The organism is Pseudonocardia asaccharolytica DSM 44247 = NBRC 16224, from assembly GCF_000423625.1.
Classification (GTDB): Bacteria; Actinomycetota; Actinomycetes; order Mycobacteriales; family Pseudonocardiaceae; genus Pseudonocardia; species Pseudonocardia asaccharolytica.
In genome coordinates, this window is the sequence record NZ_AUII01000002.1 from 280,804 (window position 1) to 300,297 (window position 19,494).

The following is a 19,494-nucleotide window of genomic DNA, read 5'->3' on the forward strand; positions in this document are numbered from 1 at the left end:
CCGTCGACCGGCTCAGTCCCGGACCGCGAGCACCAGCTCCGCGTCGGCGACGTCGACACGCACCCGCCGGCCCGCCCGGAGCTCGCCACCGATGATCATTCGGGAGAGCCTGCTGTCCAGCTCGCGGGCGATCGTGCGGCGCAGCGGCCGGGCGCCCAGCTCGGGCTGGTATCCCCGCTCGGCGATCCAGTCGAGCGCCGCCTCCGACACGTCCAGCCCGATGTCCTGCCCCGCGAGCCGCTCGGCCGTCCGCGCGAGCAGGAGACGGGTGATCTTGCGCAGGTCGGCCCGGCCGAGGGCGTGGAAGAGCACGATGTCGTCGAGGCGGTTGAGGAACTCCGGCCGGAAGCGGCCGCGCACGGCAGCCAGCAGCGCCTCGCGGACCTCCGTCACCGGCCTGCCCGCGGCCGCGGCGGTGAGCACCAGATCGGCGCCCAGATTGCTGGTCATGATCACCACGGCGTTGCTGAAGTCGACCGTGCGACCGTGGGCGTCGGTGAGCCGGCCCGCGTCGAGCACGCCCAGCAGCGTCGCGGTGACCTCCGGATGCGCCTTGTCCATCTCATCCAGCAGCAGCACCACGTACGGGCTGCGCCGGACCGCCTCGGTGAGCTGCCCGGCATCCTCGTACCCGATATGCCCGGGCGGCGCCCCGACCAGCCGCAACGCGCTGCTGCGGTCGGCGTACTCGCTCATGTCGAAGCGCAGCAGCGCATCGTCCGTACCGAACAGCACCCCGGCTAGCGCCCTGGCCAGCTCCGTCTTACCCACCCCGGTCGGGCCGAGAAACAGCAACGAGCCGACCGGGCGATCCGGCTGGGCGAGCCCGGCCCGGCCGGCCCGCACCGCGTCGGCGACCGCGCGCACCGCATCGTCCTGACCGATGACCCTGCGGTGCAGCAACGCCTCCAGATCCAGCAGCCGGTTCCGCTCGCTCGTCGTGAGCCGGGCGACCGGGATACCGGTGCTGCGCGCGACGACCGCGGCGATGTCCTCGCCGGTGATCTCGGCCGGCTCGGTCGGGTTGCGCAACGCGGCCTCGACGGCCTCGATCTCCCCGGAGAGCAGATGCGCGCGCTCATAGTCCTCGGCGTCCACCGCGACGTCGCGGGCCCGGCGCAGCTGTTCGGCGCGCTCGGCCGCGGGCTGCTCGGCCACGGGCTCCGCCCCGTCGACCCGGGCCCGGGCACACGCCCGATCGACCAGGTCGATGGCCTTGTCCGGGAGGAACCTGTCGGTGAGATAGCGGACCGACAGCTGCGCGGCCGCGACCAGCGCCGGATCGGTGATCCGCACCTGGTGGTGCTGCTCGTATCGGCGGCGAAGGCCGCGCAGGATCGTGATGGTCTCGGCGATCGACGGCTCGGCGATCCGGACCGGCTCGAACCGTCGCTCCAGGGCCAGGTCCCGCTCGATATGCCGGCGATAGTCCACCGCGGTCGTTGCGCCGATCAGCCGCAGGTCACCGCGGGCCAGCGCCGGTTTGAGCACGGTCGCGGCATCCATCGCCCCGCCCTCGGCCGCCCCGGCGCCCACCACGGCGTGCAGCTCGTCGACGAACAGCACGACCGAGCGCTCAGCGGCGACCACCTCGTCGATGACCCCGGTCAGGCGTTGCTCGAAGTCCCCGCGGTAGCGGGTGCCCGCGACCATGCCCGCAAGATCCAGCGCGACCACCCGTACCCCGCGCAGCGCCGCGGGCACGGTACCGGCGGCCACCCGCTGGGCGAGGCCCTCGACGATCGCGGTCTTCCCGACGCCGGGGTCCCCGACCAGCACCGGGTTGTTCTTGGTGCGCCGGGACAGCACCTCGAGCAGCTGCGCCAGCTCCGCCTCGCGGCCGATCACCGGGTCGAGCCGTCCTTGATCGGCGGCGGCGGTGAGGTCCCGGCCGAACCGGTCCAGCCCCGGCGTGCGGGCCCTGGTCTGTCCGGGCGGGGCGAACCCGGGGACGCCACCGCCCGACAGCGTCGCCTCCAGGTTCCCGATCAGCCGCCCGAACAGATCGTCGAACGGGATGAATCCCGGTTGCTCGTCCGGCACGTCGACCTCCCCGGCGGTACGGCTACCTCGATCCTCCTCCACCGCAACGCCGTGCGCCGGTGTTCGGACGACGCGATTGCGGCGGCGCACCACCGGAAAGGACAGCTCGCCCGCAAAGCGAGGGAGAGCCACGGGCTGCGGGCCGCGCGACACCCGCCGAGCGATCGGGATCAGTTCCCGCGCCGAGCCGGCCAGGCTGTCGCTCGACCGACGCTGCCCCGTGCGACCACGGATCCATACCCTGAGGAGGATGCGGTTGTTCGTTGCGCTGACTCCGCCACCGGAGGTGGTCGGGGAGCTCTGGGCCGCGATGGCCGTGTTGCGCGCGAACCAGCCCGGCCTGCGCTGGACCACTCCCGAGCAGTGGCATCTGACTCTGGTGTTCCTCGGCGAGGTAGAGGACAGCGCCCGGCCCGAGCTCATCGAGCGAGTCGGGCGCGTGGCCACCCGGAACCCACCGCTCACCCTCTCGTTCGGCGCCGGCGGCCGGTTCGGCAACCGGGTGCTGTGGACGCGTGTGGAGGGCGAGACCGACCGGCTGCGGCGGCTGGCGACGTCGGCGCGGGCGGCGTGCCGGCGCTGCGGGCTGCCGGTTGAAGACCGGCCGTACCGGCCGCACCTGACGCTGGCTCGCACCCGCGGCGACACCGAGGACCTGCGGACCGCCGTTGCCCAGCTGGACCGGTTCGCGGGCCGGCCGTGGACCGCCGACCGGCTCCACCTCGTGCGCAGCCTGCTCGGTGCCGGGCCGGGGCACACCGCCCGCCACGAGCGGATCATCTCCTGGCCGCTCGGGACCGGCTGAGAGCTACCTCCGGCGCGGGCACACCGCCGAGCGGGCGGCGGCGACGATCGGGTCGAGGCGGCGCGAATGCGCCCCGTGCCAGTACACCCGCCCGCAGCACCGGCACCGCGCGAACTCGTCGTAGCGCCGCCGGATGCCCGGTTCGAGCCGGTCGGCGATCTCGGCCTTGCCGACGGCGGCCAGCGGGCCGTTGCACGCGGTGCATCGCGTCCACGGGTGCAGCGGTGGTGTGAACCGGTCCAGCACGTCGGCCAGCTGATCGTCGGGGCGGTGGCCGCGGACGTACGCGCCGGCCCAGACCGCGCGCCGCATCAGCAGGCCACGGTCCTGCGTGAGCAGCACCCGCCGCTGCTCGGACGCCTGCCGAGCCAGCGCATCGTCGTCGGCGTCATTGCGGTAGGCGGCGTCGATGCCCAGCACCCGAAGCCGCCGTGCGAGGGTCCCCAGGTGCACGTCGAGCACGAACCCGTCCGCCCCGGGTACCCGCTGCGGTCGCGGCACCGGGTTGATCTCCACGGTGGCCTGGTCGGGCGGCCGGTGGCCGGTGCCGACCGGCACGTCGTCGACGACGAGGGGGTCCACCTCGGTCAGCGGGATGCCCAGCGCCTGCACGACGTGCCCGAGTGACGCCGCCCCGTCGTAGGGCGCGGTGAACTGCTCGCGCCGGCGCCGCGGCGGCAGGAACAGCCACAGCTCACGGGCCGCGCGCACGACAAGCACCGCCGGTAGATTACCCCTGTGAGTGCATAACAGTGTTAGAACACTGTTATGCACTCACAGGCGGGTTTTGACCGGGTCGTTCCTCTGCGCCAGGAGACCGCCCGCTGGAGCGGGTGGGAAACGGCGCGTCCTCCCTTCGCGGCTTTGTCAGTGGGTCGTGGGACGGTGCGCGCGTGAGGTTCTGGCTGTACCCCACCCCGCGCAGGAGCAGGGTCTGCTCGCGCACTGCGGGCACGCCCGGTTCGTGTGGAACCTCGCGGTCGAACAGCTCGGCTACCGCACCCGCGGGCAGATGAGCAACGCCGATCTGAACACAGCCCGGAACATCGCGGCCGGACGGGCCGTGACCGCGCGGGGAGCGGCGGGGTTGCCCGCCGCGGTGAACCGCGAACCTCAGCACCGCGGACCTTCCTCGGTTGCGTGGGAGCTGAAATCCTCCGCCGTCAGGCGGGGGAGGACGTCAACAACAACGGATCGATCTCCGCGCATGTCCCGCGCCCGGGCAGCGCGGCCTACACGGCGACCAAGCACGCGATCACCGGACTGACGAAGTCGATCTCGCTCGACGGACGCCCCTGCGGAATCGCCTGCGGGCAGGTCGACATCGGCAACGCGGCCACCGACATGGCCGCAGGGATCGCCGCAGGCGCCCGGCAGGCCGACGGGGCCATCCGCCCGGAGCCGACCTTCGACGTCGCGCACGTGGCCGACGCGGTGCTGCTCATGGCCCGGTTGCCGCTGGAGGTCAACGTCCAGTTCCTGATGATCACCGCGACGGCCATGCCGTTCATCGGCCGCGGATGATCACCGCCCGAGGTGCGAGCGCAGCGCGTCGTTGACGGCCGCGGGCTGCTCGGCGTTGAGCAGGTGCGCCGCGTCCGGCACCACCTGGAACGTCGCGCCCGGAATGCCCTCGGCGATCGCGCGCACCATCCCCACCGGGGTGGCCGGATCCTCGGCGCCGGCGATCACCAGGGTCCGGGTGGCGATCCGGCCGAGCTCGGCGCGGACGTCGAAGGTCGCGATGGCCTCGCAGCAGCCCGCGTAGCCCTCCCGGGTGGTCTGACCTAGCATGGTGAGCAGCCGCTGCGCCTCATCGGGCCGCTCGGCGGCGAACCGCTCGGTGAACCACGTGCCGGTGCGGGAGGCGAGGATCGCCTCGGTCCCCTCGGCGCGGACGGTCGCGGCCCGGACCGGCCAGGAGGGCGGGTCGGCGAACTGCGCGGCGGAGGCGAGGACGGTCAGGCTCGCCAGCCGGTCGCCGTGGCGGATGCCCAGCCACTGACCGATGGCGCCACCGATGGAGACGCCCGCGTAGTGGAACCGCCCGACCCCGAGCCGATCGGCCAGCTCCAGCACGTCGCCGGCCAGCTCCGCCATCGTGTACGGACCGTCGGGCGCGGGGGAGGAGCCGTGCCCCCGCAGGTCGAAGCGGATGATCCGGAAGTGGTCGGCCAGCGCGGCGACCTGGGCGTCGAACAGCCCCAGGTCGGTGCCGAGCGAGGGGCCGAGCACCAGGACGGGGGCGTGGTCCGGTCCGTCGATCACATGGTGCAGCTCGGTCATGTCGTCATCTCATTTCGGATCGGGTCGCCCGCGCGGCGTCGAGGCTGAACCGGCCGCGGTCCCAGCCCGCGGCCAGCGGCGTGAAGTAGTCGAACCGGATGCGCTTGCGCCGGTAGCGCCAGCGCCCGTCCACCCGGACGACGGTGTCGAGGTAGCGCCCGGCGGCCACCTGCGGCTCGCCGTCCTGGACGCAGGGCTGCCACAGGAACGACCGCACCGTCGCGGTGTCGCCGGCGAGCTCGATCTCGATATTGGTGACGTGATGCCAGAACGCGGTCAACCCGCTGTCGGCGAGCCCGGAGAAGAACGCGAGCAGCTCCGCACGCCCGCGGGGGTGGTTCAACCCGATGAACTCGCCGTCGGAGGTGAACAGCGCGACGAGGGCGGGCCAGTCGCCGTCGTCGAGGACGCGGCAGTACTGCGCGTCCAGCGCGCGGATCGCCTCCAGGTCCTCCAGCCGTTGCAACCGGCGCTCGATGGATCCGGTCATGGTTGGGCGGCCAGTGCGGACGGATGCTGGGCCAGCGGGGTGACCTGGACGGTCATGAACGGGAACAGCGGCAGCGTCCAGAGGATCTGGTGGAGCTGGTCGGTGGACTCGACGTCGAAGACGCTGACGTTGCTGTACTGGCCGACGATGCGCCACAGGTGCACCCAGACCCCGGCGCGCTGCAGTTCCAGCGCGCGGGCCTTCTCGGTGGCCAGCAGCGTGTCGCGTTCGGCCGGGTCGAGGTCGCGGGGGATCGCGACGTCCATCTTGACGTGGAACAGCATCGGTGTACTCCCTCTACTTCCTGGTCCAGGCGCGCACGGCGTCGGGGTCGAGCTCCACGCCGAGGCCGGGGCCGTCGGGCAGGTGCAGCTCGCCGTCGGCGTAGCGCAGCGGGCGGGTGAGCATCTCCTCGCGCATCAGCAGCGGGCCGAACAGCTCGCTGCCCCAGGTGACCGCGGGGGAGGCGCAGGCCAGCTGCAGCGAGGCAGCGGTGCCGATCGGGGACTCGATCGAGGTGCCGCCGTGGCACGGGATCCCGGCCGCGGCCGCGATCTCGGCGATGGCGCGGGTGGCGCGCAACCCGCCGGACTTGGTGGTCTTGAGCGAGTAGACGTCCGCGGCCCGGCAGGTGGCCAGTCGCAGCGCGTCGGCCGGGGTGCGCAGGCTCTCGTCGGCCATCACCGGGATCGGCAGCGCGGCGTTGATCTCGGCCAGCGCGTCCACCTCGGCGCCGGGGACGGGCTGTTCGACCAGCTCCACCCCGGCCTCGGCCAGCCGCGGCAGGTGGGTGAGCGAGGTGAGCCGGTCCCAGCGTGCGTTGAGGTCGACCCGGACCCCGGCCACCCCGGCCAGCTTCTCGGCGACCGCGCAGATCCGGGCCACGTCCGCGGCCGGGTCCAGGGCACCCATCTTGAGCTTGAAGCTGCGGTGCAGCCCGGCCTCGAGCTTGCCGTGGGCCTCCTCGACCACGGCCGGTGCGGGTTCGGTGCCCAGCGCCCAGGTGACCGGGACCGAGCGGCGGGCCAGCCCGCCGAGCAGGGTGTGCACCGGCACGTCCAGGCAGCGCGCCCAGGCGTCGTGCAGCGCCACCTCGATCGCGGCCTTGGCGTACAGGTTGGCCGCGACCACGTCGTGCATCGCCCGGCCGATCCCGGCGATGTCGTCGACGGCGCGGCCGACCAGCAGCGGGGCCAGGTAGCGCTCGATGACCACCTGCATGGTCTCCACCGATTCGCCGCCCCACCACGGTCCGCCGGGCACCACCCCCTCCCCGACCCCGGTGATCCCGCCGGCGGTGCGCACGAACACGTACAGCACCGGCTGAGCCTCCATCCCGGTGCGGGCGAAGCGGTGTGCCCGCCGCAGCGGGATGTCGACCAGCACGGTCTCGACCCGGTCGATCCTCAGATCGCTCATCGTTTCGTTCTCCTCACGGCCCGGCCCGGTCCGCCCGCATCCGTCGCGGGCGGACCGGGCCGGACCCGGCATCTGGGGTGGAGCTCAGGCGGGCTCGAGGACGAAGTCGTAGTCCACCCGCAGCCGCCCGTCGCGCTCGGCCGGCGCCAGCACCAGCTCCGGCTTGGTCGCGGTGGCCACGTCGGACTCGAGCCACTCACCGCCGGTGAAATACAGCTGGGTGGTGATCTGGCGGTGCCCGGGCGCGCGCACGAGCAGGTGCAGGTGCGCGGGCCGCCACGGGTGCCACCCGGCCGCCTCGATCAGCGCCCCGGTCGGTCCGTCGGTCGGGATCTGGTAGGGCACCGGGTGGATCGTGGTGATCTCGAACCGGCCGTGGTCGTCGGTGACGACGACCCCGCGCAGATTGCCCTCCGGGATGTCAGGGGCGAACCCGGAGTAGTAGCCGGCCGTGTCGTTCTGCCAGATGTCCACCTCGGCTCCGGCCAGCGGCGTGCCCGCGGTGTCGCGGACCTGCCCGGCGAACACCAGCGGGGTGCCCGGCTCGTCCGGGCGCATCGGCAGCGCGGTCACGGCCGGAAGCCGCTTTTGGTCGGGCAGGTAGTACGGGCCGAGGATGGTGCCCTTGGTGCCCTCCTGGGTCTGGGCGGCGTTCTGCTCCACCACGTGCTCGACGAACACGTCGAGGAACAGCGGCCACTCCCCGCCCTCACCGACATCGATCAGCCACTGCTTCGCGGCCTGGTATTCCGGGTAGGTCACCTGGTGCTCGCGCACCGCGGCACGCACCCCGTCGAGCACCGCGGTCACGACCGCGCTGACCCGCTCGGCGGACACCGCCGCACCCTCGGTCTGCTGCCGGCTCGCGCGGAACGCCTCGGTGGCCGAGGCCCCCGACCCCGCAGCCGTCGGATTCTGAGTGGTGGTCATGTGCACTCCCTTGTGGCGGTCAGCGAGTTCCGAAGATCGACGTGTCGTCGTTGTTGATGAGGTCCGGGACGGTCCAGCCGTTGAGGTCGTACTCGGCCATGCACTGCTCGGCGAAGCCCTTCATCGCGGCGGCCGTCCCGGCCTGCTCGGCGGCGAAGAGCAGCTCGGCGCGGACGCCCTCGTGGTTGCCGGAGTAGTTGCGCTCGTAGAGCTCGTGGCGCCCACCGAACTCCGAGCCGACCGAGTCCCAGATCAGCTTCATCAGCTTCACCCGGTCGACGGCGTCGTAGCCGTTGGAGCCACGGACGTACTTGTCCAGGTAGGGACGGATCTCCGGGCTGGTGAAGTCGGCGGCGTGCGAGGGCAGGTAGATCAGCGAGGCGCCGAGGTCCTGCATGATGATCTCGCGGACGCGCGGGTATCCGACGGTCATGAACCAGCGGTAGGCGAGGCCGTAGTCGAGGTTGGGCAGCAGTGCCCCGTCCTTCCACTCGGCAGGCTTGGCCACCATCGCGTCGCCGAGCGCCCAGAACATGTTGCGCCAGCCGATGACCTCACCGACGCGGGACTGCACGCCGCGGAAGTCCTTGGTGCCGGTGACCTCGAGGCCCTTCATCAGCAGACCGGCGATGAAGTCGAGCTTGACGGCCAGCCGGGTCACGCCGTGGAAGGTGAAGCGGTGCAGGAAACCCGATCCGGGGAAGAACGTGCTCGCCTTCTCGGGGTCGCCGTAGATGAAGATGTTCTCCCACGGGATGAGCACCTTGTCGAGGACGAAGATCGTGTCGTTCTCGTCCAGCCTGCTCGACAGCGGGTAGTCGAACGGGCTTCCGGTGACGGCGGCCTGGTGCGAGTACGAGGGGCGGCAGATCAGCTTCATGCCCGGGGCGCCCATCGGCACGGTGCAGACCAGCGCGTACTCGCGCTTCTTGATCGGCAGGCCGTAGTGGGCCAGGAAGTTGAAGTGGGTGATCGCCGAGCCCGTCGCCACGACCTTGGCGCCGCTCACCACGACGCCGTTGTCGTTCTCCTCCTCGACATGCATGAAGACGTCCGACACCTCGTCCGGCGGGCGGTGCCGGTCGACGGGCGGGTTGATGATGGCGTGGTTCCAGTAGAGCAGCTTCTCCTGCGACTCGGTGTACCAGTGGCGCGCGTTGGCCGCGTAGGGGTCGTAGAAGTCGGAGTTGGCGCCGAGCGTGCCGAGGAAGCTGGCCTTGTAGTCGGGGCTGCGGCCCATGAACCCGTAGGTCATGCGCGCCCACTCGGCGATCGCGGCCTGGTCGGCCCGCAGGTCCTCGACGCTTCGCGGGGTGCGGAAGAACGGGTGGGTGAAGCCCGTGCTGCCGGTGTCGGTCGGCGTGGTGAGGACGTCCTTCTTGGCCGGGTCGTGCATCGCGTCGTAGAGCCGCGCGGTCATCCGGACGGCGTTGCGGAACGCGGGGTGGGTCGTGACGTCGTCGATCTTGTCGCCGTACAGGTAGAGCTCGCGCCCGTCGCGCAGGCTCTCGATGTACTCGTCACCGGTCATCGGCCGGGTCACCCGGCCGTTGCCGGCCTCCTCGGCCGGAACGGCGTCCTGTTGCAGGGTCATCGCTGACTCCTCTCGTAGAGGCTCGGATGTCGGTGGTGCCGCCGGGCTCACGCCTCAGCGCCGAGAGCCGGGACGTGGTGCGGGCCGGTCGACGAAGACGTCGGAGAACCAGCTCGTCCCGAAGGGAGCGTCGGCCGATCCCTCCCAGGGCACCGGGTCGAAATCGTCGCCGAGGTGATGGAACTTGCCGGTGTGGAACAGCAACGGCCGGCCCGGATGGATCCGGAACTCCTGGACCTCGCCGAGGTAGAGGATGTGGTCGCCACCGTCGTAGTGCTGCCACGGGGTGCAGGACACGTGGGCCAGGCAGCCCGCCAGCCGAGGCGCCCCGCAGCCGCTGTCGGCATCCCACGGCACCTCGTCGAGGCACGGACGCCCAGCGAAATGCAGCGCGATGTCGTGCTGGGTGGATTCGAGGACGTTCACCGTGAACGGCTCCGCCTCGAGCATCGCGCAGACCTTCGAGCGCCGGTCGAGGGAGACCAGGACCAGGGGCGGATCCAGCGACACGGCGGTGAACGAGTTGACCGTCGCGCCGTGCGGGCCGCCGTCGGCGCCGCGACACGTGACCACTGTGACCCCGGTGGCGAAGTGCCCAAGGCAGCGGCGGAGCTCGCGCGGGTCGATCGCCATCGCTCGTGACCTCCTGGTACGGCCCATGCATTATGTACGCTATGCGTTCAAATTGAACGCTTTGCGTTCACGAGGCACTGTGCCGGGCACCACAGAGGGATGTCAAGCCCGCCCTCTCCATCTGGGGAGGGACGATGGGCACGACGAAGAGCGTGTCGTCCCCGCGAGCCGCCTCAAAGGCCTTGACGAAGAGGAGCACGATGACTCCGAGGACCGGGACCGATCGCGACCGCATTCAGAGCATCGAGCGCGGCTTCGCGGTCCTGCTCGCCTTCAACGACGAGCACCCCAACCCCACGCTGGCGGAGCTGGCCTCGGTCACCGGGCTGTCCCGGCCCGCGGTGCGCCGGATCCTGTTGACGCTACAAGGGCTGGGCTATGTCGAGGGTGGTAGTGGGCGATGGCGGCTCACCCCGCGCGTGCTGAGCATCGGCCAGCACTATGCGGCGTCGAACGCACTGATCGAGGTCGCGCAGCCGCATCTGCTCCGGCTGGCCGAACAGACCCACGAGTCGGCCTCGCTCGCCGCGCTGGACGACACCGAGGTCGTCTACATCGCGCGGGTCCCGGTTCGCCGGATCATGAGCATCAACGTCGCCGTCGGCACCCGGGTCCCCGCGTACGCGACGTCCATGGGCCGGGTCATGCTCGCCTGGGCCCCCCCGGAACAGGTCGAACGGGTGATCAACACGTCCGATATGCGGGCCTGCACCCCGAAGACGGTCATCGATCCGACCCGGTTTCGAGCGGTCCTGCGCACGGTCCGGGACCAGGGCTGGGCGCTGGTCGCCGAGGAGCTCGAAGAGGGGCTGATCTCGGCCTCCGCGCCGGTCCGCGACCAGTCCGGTGCGGTGATCGCCGCGCTCGCGTCATCGACGTCGACGGGGCGGTCCAACGCGGACCGGGTCGAGGCGGAGGTCGTGCCGCTGCTGCTGCGCACCGCGGAGCAGATCAGCGCCGACCTCGGTCACCGGACCGCCGCGTCCCCTCCGATCATCCAGGGGCGCGACGGCTTCTTCTGATGGTCGGGCACGGCGACGCCCATCGAACGGGCCGTGCCCGCGACGAGGCGCATCGCTGCCTCGACGTCGAGGGAGTTGAGGTCGGGGAGCTTGCGCTCGGCGACCGCGCGCAGCTGGGCCGAGGTGAGGGCGCGGCCGTTCTCATGGCCGGGCCGGGAGGCGCCCTTCGCGCCCGAGGGCTTGGCGGATCAGGAACGCCGTGGGCGGGGTCCTGACCGGAAAACACAGCCGGGGACGGGCAAACGGGATCACCGGCTGAGCGGGCTGGGGATGCTGAGTCGGGAACGGGTAGACGGGACCGCCGGGAGGTGACCCGGAGAGGACGTGGGTCAGGCGGCCGCGGTGGGGGTGAGCTGGACCTGGTAGCCCAAGGCCTGGAGCTGGCGCATCAGGTGGTTGGTGCGGCGGGCGAGGTCGATCTTCACCCGGTATGCGGTCGTCCGTGCCCTTCGGTGGCATCCCGTTCCACTCCTCCGGTTCCGGTCGGTTGCGGCGCGGGACGCTATGGCTTCCAGCGGCTGGAGGGTCAACACGCGATCATTGGGGGTGTCGGCTGGGGCCGGATGCCGCCGGTGCCCGACACTGGTGGGATGCGTGCGATGCGGGTGCTGCGGCTGGTCGTCCACACGCGGACCCGGGAACCGGTGCTGCTGCTCGGCGAGATCGACGGCGATCGCTGCCTGCCGGTGTTCCTGCGCCGTCCGCAGGCCGAGGTGATCGCCGTCGGGCCGCGCGGGGACCGGGACCAGCCGTTGACCCAGGATCTGATCGGCCCGATCGTCGCGGGGCTCGGCAGGCGGCTGGAGGGCGCCGAGATCACCGAGCTGCGCGACGGGACGTTCTCGGCCGAGCTCGTCTTCGATCAGGGCACCCGCATCGCGGCCTTGCCCAGCGACGCGCTGGCCGTCGCCGTCCGCGACCAGCTGCCGATCGGGGTGGCCGACGAGATCCTCGACGAGGTTGGGCAGTCGATCGCCGAGCTGTTCCCCGCGGGCGGCGCGGCCCCACCCGATCAGCAGCTGCGCGAGTTCCGGGAGTTCATCGAGGACGTCTCGCCCGAGGACTTCCGCGACCGCTGAGGGCGTCCGCCGGGGCCCCCGCCCCCACCCTCCGTCCGCCACCAGCGCACTATGGCTCCATAACGCGCAGGGTCCCCAGCCTCGAACGACGTTATGGAGCCATAACGCGCTCTGGTAGCGGGCTGGTGGGGCGGGGACGGGCCGGGAGCTACGCGGCAGCGGTGGCGGGTGCCGGCTCGGCGAACTGCGTGGCGTGCAGTTCGGCGTAGCGCCCGCCGGCCGCGAGCAACTCCTCGTGGGTTCCGCGCTCGACGATCCGACCCTCCTCGACGACGAGGATGAGGTCGGCCTCGCGCACGGTGGACAACCGGTGCGCGATGACGAGCGCCGTCCGGCCTGCGAGGGCCTCACCGAGCGCGGCCTGCACGGCTGCCTCCGAGGTCGAGTCCAGATGCGCGGTGGCCTCGTCGAGGACCACCACCCGCGGCTGGGCCAGCAGCAGCCGGGCGATCGTCAACCGCTGCCGTTCGCCGCCGGACAGCCGGTACCCGCGCTCGCCGACGACCGTGTCCAGCCCGTCGGGCAGGTCCGCGACCAGCGCGTCAAGCCGGGCCCGCCGCAGCGCCTCCCACAGCTCATCCGCGGTCGCCTCGGGGCGGGCCAGCAGGAGGTTCGCGCGGATCGTGTCGTGGAACAGATGTCCGTCCTGGGTGACCATCCCGATCGTCGCGCGCACCGACTCGGCGGTGAGCTCGCGGATGTCGATCCCGGACAGCCGCACCGCGCCCGCGTCGACGTCGTAGAGCCGCGGCAGCAGCTGCCCGATCGTCGACTTGCCCGCCCCCGAGGAGCCCACCATCGCGACGAGCTGCCCGGGCTCGGCCCGGAACGACACGTCATGCAGGACCTCAACCCCACCGCGGGTGTCGAGCGCGGCGACCTCCTCGAGCGAGGCCAGCGAGACCGCCGAGGCCGCGGGGTAGGCGAACCGGACACCGTCGAACTCGACCGCGACCGGGCCGTCGGGCACCGGGCGGGCATCGGGCGCGTCGGTGATCAGCGGGGGCAGGTCGAGTACCTCGAAGACCCGCTCGAAGCTGACCAGCGCGCTCATCACCTCGACCCGCGCCCCGGCGAGCGCGGTCAGCGGGGCGTAGAGCCGGGTCAGCAGCAGCGCCAGCGAGACGACGGCGCCGGGGTCGAGCGCCCCCCGCAGCGCCAGGGTGCCGCCGAGGCCGTAGACCAGCGCGAGCGCCAGCGCCGAGACCAGGGTCAGCGCGGTGATGAACACCCACTGCACCATCGCCGTGCGCACCCCGATATCGCGGACCCGCCGGGCCCGGCGGGCGAACTCCGCGGACTCCTCGGCAGGCCTGCCGAACAGCTTGACGAGGGTGGCGCCCGGCGCGGAGAACCGCTCGGTCATCTGCGCGGTCATGGCGGCGTTGTGGTCGGCGCCCTCGCGCTGCAGCCGGGCCAGCCGGGTGCCCATCCGCCGCGCGGGTACCACGAACACCGGCAGCAGCACCAGAGCCAGCAGCGTGACCTGCCAGGAGATGCTGAGCATCACGACCAGGGTGAGCACGAGCGTCACGAGGTTGCCGACGACCCCGGACAGTGTGTCGCTGAACGCCCGCTGCGCCCCGATGACGTCGTTGTTGAGCCTGCTGACCAGTGCGCCGGTGCGGGTCCGGGTGAAGAACGCGATCGGCATCCGCTGCACGTGGTCGAACACCGCGGTGCGCAGCTGCAGGATCAGCCCCTCTCCGATGCCCGCCGAGAGCCGGCGGGTGAGCAGCCCGATCCCGGCCTCGGCCACCGCGATCGCGGCGATGAGCCCGGCCAGCCCGACGACGGTCGAGACCGGCGCGGCCGAGACGATCCCGTCCACGACCCGACCGGCGAGCAACGGGGCCGCGACGGCGAGCATCGCCGCGACCACGCTGAGCGCGAGGAACAACGCGAGCCGGCGACGGTGCGGCCGGGCGAAGGCGGCGATCCGGCGCAGCGTCGCGCCCGCGGGGGCTCGGCTGGCCTGCCGGGTCGTCGACGCGCTGCGCAGCGCCATCCAGGCGTTCATGTCCATGCTCATGGCGCCGACCGTAGGAGCTAGACCTTCCTTTAGGTCAAGACTCGGGCCCGGACGATGCCCGCGTCCGACGACTCAGCCCCCGATCTCCGAGTCGTCGATCCAGGAACCGTGGAAGCCCGACGGCACCCCGCGGGGCAGCGTCACGGCCGCCACCGGCGGGCCGGCCACGTCGGTCGCGTCGAGCACCAGCAGCCGCGAGGCGCTGCCGTCGCGGCGGGTGGCGATGCTGAGCAACCAGCCGTCGTCCTCGGCGCGGCCGGGCGCGACGGACGGGACGAACACCGCCTCGCCCGCCACGGTGTCGGCGCCCAGCACGTGCTCGGTGGCGGTACCGCGCGCGGCGTCGAACCTGACGATCGCGGCCCGGCCGCGGGCGTCGGAGACGGCGTAGCGGTAGCGCGCCTCGCGACCGACCCGCTCGTCGTCGACGGTGGGGAACTCGACGACCCGGTCGTCGAGAGCGGTCTCGGTCGCGGTGCCGGTGGCCGGGTCGAGCGTCCAGCGGTGGAACCGGGCGGCGCCGGTCGCGGCGGCGTCGGCGGCGAGCCCGGCCGGGTCGTGGCCGAGCGCCTCCCACATCACCCGCGCGTCGGCGGCGGCGTAGCGGGCGCCGTCGAGGACCACCCGGCCCGCGGAATCGGTGTGCGCGTTGCCGACGTGGAAGACGTAGCTCGGCTCGACGTCGAACCAGGCCACCTCGCCGGGTGTCTCGAACGACATGATCCCCAGCCGGGCGTCGTAGCGATCGTCCCAGCCGTACGGCATCCCGGAGGCCAGCCGCTCGATCTGGAAGGTCATCGGCAGGTCGAGGAACACCGCATGCCGGTCGGTGATCGCGAAGTCGTGCATCATCGTCGGGCCGGGGACGTCGATCTCCGCGCTGGCCACGAGTTCGCCGTCGGCCGAGAGCCGGTGGTAGGTGAGATACGGCGGCCGGAAGTCGTAGCCGAAGAAATGCAGATCGCCGGTGACTGGATCGGTCTTGGGGTGGGCGGTCATGGCGGTGGTGAGCCTGCCGTCGAAGTCGCAGGGGCCCATGGTGCCCAGATCCGGCGTCATCACCTGCGGGAAGCTGCTCTCGACCAGCGCGAGGATCCGCCCGGCATGCGCGATGACGTGGGTGTTGGCCACGCCGACGGAGCGGTCGATCGTGCCGTCGGGACGCAGCATCTGCTCGCCCTCCAGCGCGCTGGTCCGGACCCAGCGGTTGCGGTACCACTCGGCCCGGCCCGCGCGCAGCCTGATGCCGTGGATCATCCCGTGGCCGGTGAACCAGTGCGCCGGTTGCTCGCCGGGCAGCGGGTTCGGGCCGTTGCGCAGGTAGCGGCCGGTGAGCTCGGGCGGCAGGGTGCCCTCGACGGGCAGGTCGGTGGCGTCGATCTCGTCGGCAACCGGGGCGAGGTGGCCCGAAAGGCGCAGCGACGGGCTGGTCGTGCTCATGGCGGTTTCCCCTTCTCTCGGTGTCGCTCGGCGTCGCGAACAGCGTGCACCTGTCGTCTCTGACATGTCAACATTTACATGTCAGCGACGACAGGTAGGGTGCAGGAATGTCGCTTCCGCATGCGTTGCTCGGCCTGCTCGCGGTCCGGCCGAGTAGCGGGTACGAGCTCGCCAAGGCGTTCGAGGGCGATCTCGGCCGCTACGCCTGGCAGGCCGGGCATACGAGCATCTATCCCGAGCTGGGCAAGCTGGCCGAGCGCGGGCTGGTCGAGGTGACGCACGAGGGCCCGCGCGGCAGCCGCACCTACGCGGTGACCCCGGAGGGGCGCGACGAGCTGCGGACCTGGCTGCTCACGCCGCCCCGGCAGGCCGCGAAGGTGCGCAACGAGCGGGTGCTGCGGATGTTCCTGCTGTCCGTGCTCGATCCCGCCGACGCGCTGGAGGTGCTGCGCCGGATCACCGAGCACACCGCGGCCGAGGCCGCCGAGCTGCGCCGGATCCGCTCCGATGCCGGTCCGGTGGTCGCGCCCGGTGCCGAGGGGTTCGGGCAGCTGGCCGCGGAGTACGGGTTGCGCCAGTACGAGGCCGTGCACTCCTGGGCGCTGTGGGCCATCGAGCAGCTCGAATCGCGGGCTGCGGCTGCGAGCTGACCGGCCTCGGGCCGTCACGCGACCGCTGGCACCGGGCTCTCCTCCGGCTCGGTCAGCCGCCACGGACGTACGACCGTGACCAGCACGAACAGCGCCAACAGCAGCGCGGCCCCGACGACCACCCCCATCGCGGTGGCATCGTTGCCGAGGATGCCGACCACCGGCGAAACGGCCGCGCCGACGCCGAACTGCACCGCGCCGAGCAGCGCCGCGGCCGTGCCGGCCGCCTCGCCGTGCCGGGAAAGCGCCAGCGCGGGAGCGTTGGGCAGGGCGAGCCCGCCGGCGGCGAGCACGGCCCACAGCGGCACGAGCACCCCGACCAGCCCGCCGATGCCGCTCGCCGCGACGCCGACGAGCACCAGTCCGGAGAACGTCCCGGCAACGATCGCGGCGAGCAGGATCTGCCGTGGGGCGAACCGGCGCAGCAGCACCGGGTTGAACTGGGTGCCGGCGATCAGCCAGAACGCGCCCGCGCCGAACAGCAGCCCGAACTGCTGCTGGTCGAGCCCGAACTGCTGCTGGTAGACGAAGGGTGAGCCGGAGACGTAGCCGAACAGCGCTGCCATCACCAGCCCGGCAACCAGCACGAGACCGACGAACGTCCGGTCGCGCAGGAGCCGGCCGTAGGTGCGCAGCGTGCGTCCGACCCGGGCGCTGCGGCGCCGCTCCGGCGGCAGCGTCTCCCTCAGGCCCCAGACGGCCAGTGGGATCAGTAGCAGGCCATAGATGGCCAGCGCGCCGAACACCCCCCGCCAGTTGGTGAATCTCAGCACCTCGCTGCCGATCGTCGGGGCGAGGATCGGCGCGGCGCCCATGACCAGCATGAGCCGGGAGATCAGGGTCGCCGCGCCGCGGCCGGTGTAGAGGTCGCGGACGATCGCCAGCGCCACGACCGCACCGGCCGCGGCGCCCACCCCCTGCACGACGCGCAACGCGCCGAGCACCTCGGCGCTCGGCGCCACCATGATCAGCAGGGAGGCCAGGACGTGCAGCGAGACCCCCATGACCAGCGGCCGGCGGCGACCCACCGCGTCGGAGACCGGTCCGATGAGCAACTGTCCGAACGCCAGGCCGATGAGGGTGCCGGTGAGCGTGAGCTGGATGGTGCTCGACGAGGTCCGCAGGTCGGTGGTGATGGTCGGCAGCGCCGGCAGGTACATGTCGATCGTCAGCGGTCCGAGCGCGACGAAGACACCCAGCGTCAGCGCCAGTCTGGCCCGGCCCTGGACCGGTGCCGATCGGCCGGTGGTTACCGGTTCGGTCGTGTTGACGCTCCCCCGCCTGAAGGTGGGGGATTCCTGGTTCATCAACGGACGCCTCCCTGCACTACGTGCGGGGCGGTCTCACTCCGTCTCCGCAGGCTGCAACGGCCCGTCCGGCCGCCAGAATGACCTTGGCTGCGTTCACGTCCCGGTCGTGGACCGCCCCGCAGCGGCAGGTCCACTCGGGGACACCCGGCGGCAGCGTGTCGACGATCCGCCCGCACGCCGAGCAGGTCTTGCCCGACGGAGAGAAACGGTCGATCGTGATGACGTCCCGGCCGTACCAGGCGGCCTTGTACTCCAGCATCCGGCGCAGTTCCGCCCACGACGCGTCGGAGATGGCCCGCGCCAGCGAGTGGTTGCGCACCATGTTGCGGACCGATAGGTCCTCGATGACCACCGTTTGGTTCTCGTGGATGATCCTCGTGGACAGCTCGTGCAACAGGTCCCGCCTGCGGTCGGCGATGCGGCCGTACACCTTCGCCACCCGGGCCCGCGCCTTCGCCCGGTTCTTCGAACTCCGCTGCGGGCGGGCCAGCGCCCGCAGCGCCCGGGCCAGTTTCACTCGGTCGCGGCGTTCGTGCCGAGGATTGACGATCTTCTCCCCGGTCGAGAGCGTGACCAGCGAGGTGATCCCCGCGTCGATCCCGACCGCAGCATCGGTCCGGGGACCGTCGTGCACCGTGGTCTCGACCAGGGTCGAGACGTGGTACTGGCCCCGCGCGTTGCGGGACACCGTCACCTGCGACGGCACCGCCCCCTCCGGCAGCGGGCGGGACCACCCGATCCGCAGCGGCCGGTCCTGCTTGGCGAGGGTGAGCTTCCCATCGCGGTAGGTGAAGCGGCCCCGGAAGTAGGTGGCCGAGTCGGTGGTCGTGCCCTTCTTCTTGAACCTCGGGTACCCCGCCCGTTTGGTCCAGAAGTTGACGTACGCGGCCTGCAGGTGCCGCAGCGCCGCCTGCAGGGGCCCCTTGGGCGGCTCGGTGAGCCAGGCGGTGTCCGGGTCGCGTTTCCCGGCGGTGAGCCACTTGTCGGTCTGGGCGTAGGTGACGCGGCGCTGCTCCTGGGTCCACGCCCTCGACCGTTCCGCCAGGGCCCGGTTGTCGACATACCGGACGCACCCGAACGTGCGCGCCAGCTGCTCGGCCTGCTCCGGGGTCGGGTAGAAGCGGTAGCGGTACGCCCGCCGCGCCACCCTCGAACCCATGTTCGAGAGGATGGCGCATGGCTCCGCCCTCCGTTCCTCGACGCGCTGCCACCGGCCTGACGGCCAGAGCCTGCGCGCTACGTCCCACGGTCACGGATCCCCCCTCGTCCGTCCAACACACCCGATCAGGGGGTGTTCCCCCGCCCCAACGGATGTGATGCGGAGCACTGCGGCCCGCCGTGCGGCTGGGGATCGGGCTGGCGGGGTTCACGATCCTGTCCGAACCGGGTGGCCGGAGCGACGAGGTCGACTGGATGGCGGTGCTCGCGGTGGTGCACCGCCTCTCCGGCGACGCCAGCTGCTGGCGGCCCGGTACCCGGCACCGGATCCGGTGCCATGGCCCGGGGTCACCGCGCGGGTGCGCGACGCGGCACGCGAGGTCGCGGCCGGCTACCGGAAGGCTGCGGAGGCGGTGGCCGCGCACCGCCCGCCGGGCGGCGACGCCACGGCGTTGGAGGCGCGGCTACGTGGGCATCCACCGGCGGTGCGGTGGGCCGCGGATCCGCCCGCCGCGTTGCGCGTGCTCGACACCTGGGGCTGGCTGCACATGCTGGCGCACGACCTGGTCCGGGTCGAGCACGCCGCCGGCGCCGGCCGGGGCA

At 72.1% G+C, this 19,494-nt stretch carries 17 protein-coding genes and 3 pseudogenes; 6 read left to right on the plus strand and 14 right to left on the minus strand.

The genetic code is table 11. From position 1 onward, the window contains the following. Nucleotides 1-12: 12 nt before the first annotated feature. Nucleotides 13-2,043, minus strand: a complete 2,031-nt coding sequence (locus G567_RS26580) for an ATP-dependent Clp protease ATP-binding subunit (protein WP_051232193.1) — start codon at nucleotides 2,041-2,043, stop codon at nucleotides 13-15. A gap of 250 nt (nucleotides 2,044-2,293) precedes the next feature. Here G567_RS26580 and thpR point away from each other — a divergent pair, with 250 nt between their 5' ends. Next, the gene (gene thpR / locus G567_RS0103455; RefSeq protein WP_051232195.1) at nucleotides 2,294-2,848 is read left to right on the plus strand and encodes an RNA 2',3'-cyclic phosphodiesterase; all 555 of its coding nucleotides are present in this window, start codon (nucleotides 2,294-2,296) and stop codon (nucleotides 2,846-2,848) included. A gap of 3 nt (nucleotides 2,849-2,851) precedes the next feature. Here the strand turns inward: thpR and G567_RS0103460 are convergent, their stop codons facing one another. Then, a complete protein-coding gene (locus tag G567_RS0103460; protein WP_028928870.1) occupies nucleotides 2,852-3,568 on the minus strand; it encodes a Mut7-C RNAse domain-containing protein in 717 nt (238 codons plus the stop codon). A 157-nt stretch (nucleotides 3,569-3,725) separates the two neighbouring features. On the opposite strand from G567_RS0103460, the pseudogene G567_RS37015 reads away from it, so the two are divergent. Together G567_RS37015 and G567_RS26585 are read left to right on the plus strand one after the other, a co-directional pair. Continuing rightward, nucleotides 3,726-3,824 (plus strand): annotated as a pseudogene (locus tag G567_RS37015) (helix-turn-helix domain-containing protein); the annotation flags it as partial. A 131-nt stretch (nucleotides 3,825-3,955) separates the two neighbouring features. Beyond that, nucleotides 3,956-4,372: pseudogene (locus G567_RS26585) on the plus strand (SDR family oxidoreductase); the annotation flags it as partial. Here G567_RS26585 and pcaD read toward each other — a convergent pair. The 7 genes from pcaD to G567_RS0103500 all read right to left on the minus strand — a co-directional run bounded on the left by pcaD (nucleotide 4,373) and on the right by G567_RS0103500 (nucleotide 10,200). Continuing rightward, nucleotides 4,373-5,134: a 3-oxoadipate enol-lactonase gene (gene pcaD / locus G567_RS0103470; protein WP_028928871.1), complete on the minus strand. Its 762-nt coding sequence runs from the start codon at nucleotides 5,132-5,134 to the stop codon at nucleotides 4,373-4,375. It abuts the pseudogene before it with no gap. Between the two features lie 4 nt (nucleotides 5,135-5,138). After that, nucleotides 5,139-5,624, minus strand: coding sequence for a nuclear transport factor 2 family protein (locus G567_RS0103475; protein ID WP_028928872.1), 486 nt, complete (start codon nucleotides 5,622-5,624; stop codon nucleotides 5,139-5,141). Next, nucleotides 5,621-5,908, minus strand: coding sequence for a muconolactone Delta-isomerase (gene catC, locus G567_RS0103480; RefSeq protein ID WP_028928873.1), 288 nt, complete (start codon nucleotides 5,906-5,908; stop codon nucleotides 5,621-5,623). Before catC ends, G567_RS0103475 begins: the two co-directional genes overlap by 4 nt. Nucleotides 5,909-5,921: 13 nt before the next feature. Next, nucleotides 5,922-7,043 carry a muconate/chloromuconate family cycloisomerase gene (locus G567_RS0103485; protein ID WP_028928874.1) on the minus strand — a complete coding sequence of 374 codons (1,122 nt, stop codon included), beginning with the start codon at nucleotides 7,041-7,043 and terminating at the stop codon, nucleotides 5,922-5,924. A gap of 84 nt (nucleotides 7,044-7,127) precedes the next feature. Next, a complete protein-coding gene (catA, locus tag G567_RS0103490) occupies nucleotides 7,128-7,973 on the minus strand; it encodes a catechol 1,2-dioxygenase (RefSeq protein WP_028928875.1) in 846 nt (281 codons plus the stop codon). Between the two features lie 19 nt (nucleotides 7,974-7,992). Beyond that, nucleotides 7,993-9,567, minus strand: a complete 1,575-nt coding sequence (locus G567_RS0103495; RefSeq protein WP_028928876.1) for a 4-hydroxyphenylacetate 3-hydroxylase family protein — start codon at nucleotides 9,565-9,567, stop codon at nucleotides 7,993-7,995. A 54-nt stretch (nucleotides 9,568-9,621) separates the two neighbouring features. Beyond that, nucleotides 9,622-10,200, minus strand: coding sequence for a flavin reductase family protein (locus tag G567_RS0103500; protein WP_028928877.1), 579 nt, complete (start codon nucleotides 10,198-10,200; stop codon nucleotides 9,622-9,624). A gap of 200 nt (nucleotides 10,201-10,400) precedes the next feature. Between G567_RS0103500 and G567_RS0103510 the strand changes: the two genes are divergently transcribed. Further along, entirely contained in the window at nucleotides 10,401-11,222 is an 822-nt protein-coding gene (locus tag G567_RS0103510; protein ID WP_028928878.1) for an IclR family transcriptional regulator domain-containing protein, read from the plus strand. Here the strand turns inward: G567_RS0103510 and G567_RS35920 are convergent. Continuing rightward, nucleotides 11,168-11,438 (minus strand): annotated as a pseudogene (locus tag G567_RS35920) (uL11 family ribosomal protein); the annotation flags it as partial. The gene G567_RS0103510 and the pseudogene G567_RS35920 sit on opposite strands and share 55 nt — an antisense overlap. A 374-nt stretch (nucleotides 11,439-11,812) precedes the next feature. Here G567_RS35920 and G567_RS0103525 point away from each other — a divergent pair. Continuing rightward, nucleotides 11,813-12,301, plus strand: a complete 489-nt coding sequence (locus tag G567_RS0103525) for a bifunctional nuclease family protein (protein WP_028928879.1) — start codon at nucleotides 11,813-11,815, stop codon at nucleotides 12,299-12,301. 148 nt (nucleotides 12,302-12,449) lie between these two features. Here the strand turns inward: G567_RS0103525 and G567_RS0103530 are convergent, their stop codons facing one another. Both G567_RS0103530 and G567_RS0103535 read right to left on the minus strand, forming a co-directional pair. Then, a complete protein-coding gene (locus G567_RS0103530) occupies nucleotides 12,450-14,327 on the minus strand; it encodes an ABC transporter ATP-binding protein (protein ID WP_211223842.1) in 1,878 nt (625 codons plus the stop codon). Nucleotides 14,328-14,405: 78 nt separating this feature from the next. Further along, nucleotides 14,406-15,773, minus strand: a complete 1,368-nt coding sequence (locus G567_RS0103535; protein ID WP_028928881.1) for a carotenoid oxygenase family protein — start codon at nucleotides 15,771-15,773, stop codon at nucleotides 14,406-14,408. A 107-nt stretch (nucleotides 15,774-15,880) separates the two neighbouring features. On the opposite strand from G567_RS0103535, the gene G567_RS0103540 reads away from it, so the two are divergent. After that, a complete protein-coding gene (locus tag G567_RS0103540; protein WP_028928882.1) occupies nucleotides 15,881-16,423 on the plus strand; it encodes a PadR family transcriptional regulator in 543 nt (180 codons plus the stop codon). A gap of 14 nt (nucleotides 16,424-16,437) precedes the next feature. Here G567_RS0103540 and G567_RS0103545 read toward each other — a convergent pair whose 3' ends face one another. Then, entirely contained in the window at nucleotides 16,438-17,730 is a 1,293-nt protein-coding gene (locus G567_RS0103545) for a multidrug effflux MFS transporter (protein WP_084795815.1), read from the minus strand. 19 nt (nucleotides 17,731-17,749) lie between these two features. Beyond that, the gene (locus G567_RS0103550) at nucleotides 17,750-18,892 is read right to left on the minus strand and encodes an RNA-guided endonuclease InsQ/TnpB family protein (protein WP_028928884.1); all 1,143 of its coding nucleotides are present in this window, start codon (nucleotides 18,890-18,892) and stop codon (nucleotides 17,750-17,752) included. Nucleotides 18,893-19,494: the final 602 nt, after the last annotated feature.

Coding starts and splice junctions, on each gene's coding strand:
- thpR (WP_051232195.1), top strand. CDS start 2,294: ATGCGGTTGTTCGTTGCGCTGACTCCGCCACCGGAGGTGGTCGGGGAG.
- pcaD (WP_028928871.1), bottom strand. CDS start 5,134: ATGACCGAGCTGCACCATGTGATCGACGGACCGGACCACGCCCCCGTC.
- G567_RS0103475 (WP_028928872.1), bottom strand. CDS start 5,624: ATGACCGGATCCATCGAGCGCCGGTTGCAACGGCTGGAGGACCTGGAG.
- catC (WP_028928873.1), bottom strand. CDS start 5,908: ATGCTGTTCCACGTCAAGATGGACGTCGCGATCCCCCGCGACCTCGAC.
- G567_RS0103485 (WP_028928874.1), bottom strand. CDS start 7,043: ATGAGCGATCTGAGGATCGACCGGGTCGAGACCGTGCTGGTCGACATC.
- catA (WP_028928875.1), bottom strand. CDS start 7,973: ATGACCACCACTCAGAATCCGACGGCTGCGGGGTCGGGGGCCTCGGCC.
- G567_RS0103495 (WP_028928876.1), bottom strand. CDS start 9,567: ATGACCCTGCAACAGGACGCCGTTCCGGCCGAGGAGGCCGGCAACGGC.
- G567_RS0103500 (WP_028928877.1), bottom strand. CDS start 10,200: ATGGCGATCGACCCGCGCGAGCTCCGCCGCTGCCTTGGGCACTTCGCC.
- G567_RS0103510 (WP_028928878.1), top strand. CDS start 10,401: ATGACTCCGAGGACCGGGACCGATCGCGACCGCATTCAGAGCATCGAG.
- G567_RS0103525 (WP_028928879.1), top strand. CDS start 11,813: ATGCGTGCGATGCGGGTGCTGCGGCTGGTCGTCCACACGCGGACCCGG.
- G567_RS0103530 (WP_211223842.1), bottom strand. CDS start 14,327: ATGGACATGAACGCCTGGATGGCGCTGCGCAGCGCGTCGACGACCCGG.
- G567_RS0103535 (WP_028928881.1), bottom strand. CDS start 15,773: ATGAGCACGACCAGCCCGTCGCTGCGCCTTTCGGGCCACCTCGCCCCG.
- G567_RS0103540 (WP_028928882.1), top strand. CDS start 15,881: ATGTCGCTTCCGCATGCGTTGCTCGGCCTGCTCGCGGTCCGGCCGAGT.
- G567_RS0103545 (WP_084795815.1), bottom strand. CDS start 17,730: ATGAACCAGGAATCCCCCACCTTCAGGCGGGGGAGCGTCAACACGACC.
- G567_RS0103550 (WP_028928884.1), bottom strand. CDS start 18,892: ATGGGTTCGAGGGTGGCGCGGCGGGCGTACCGCTACCGCTTCTACCCG.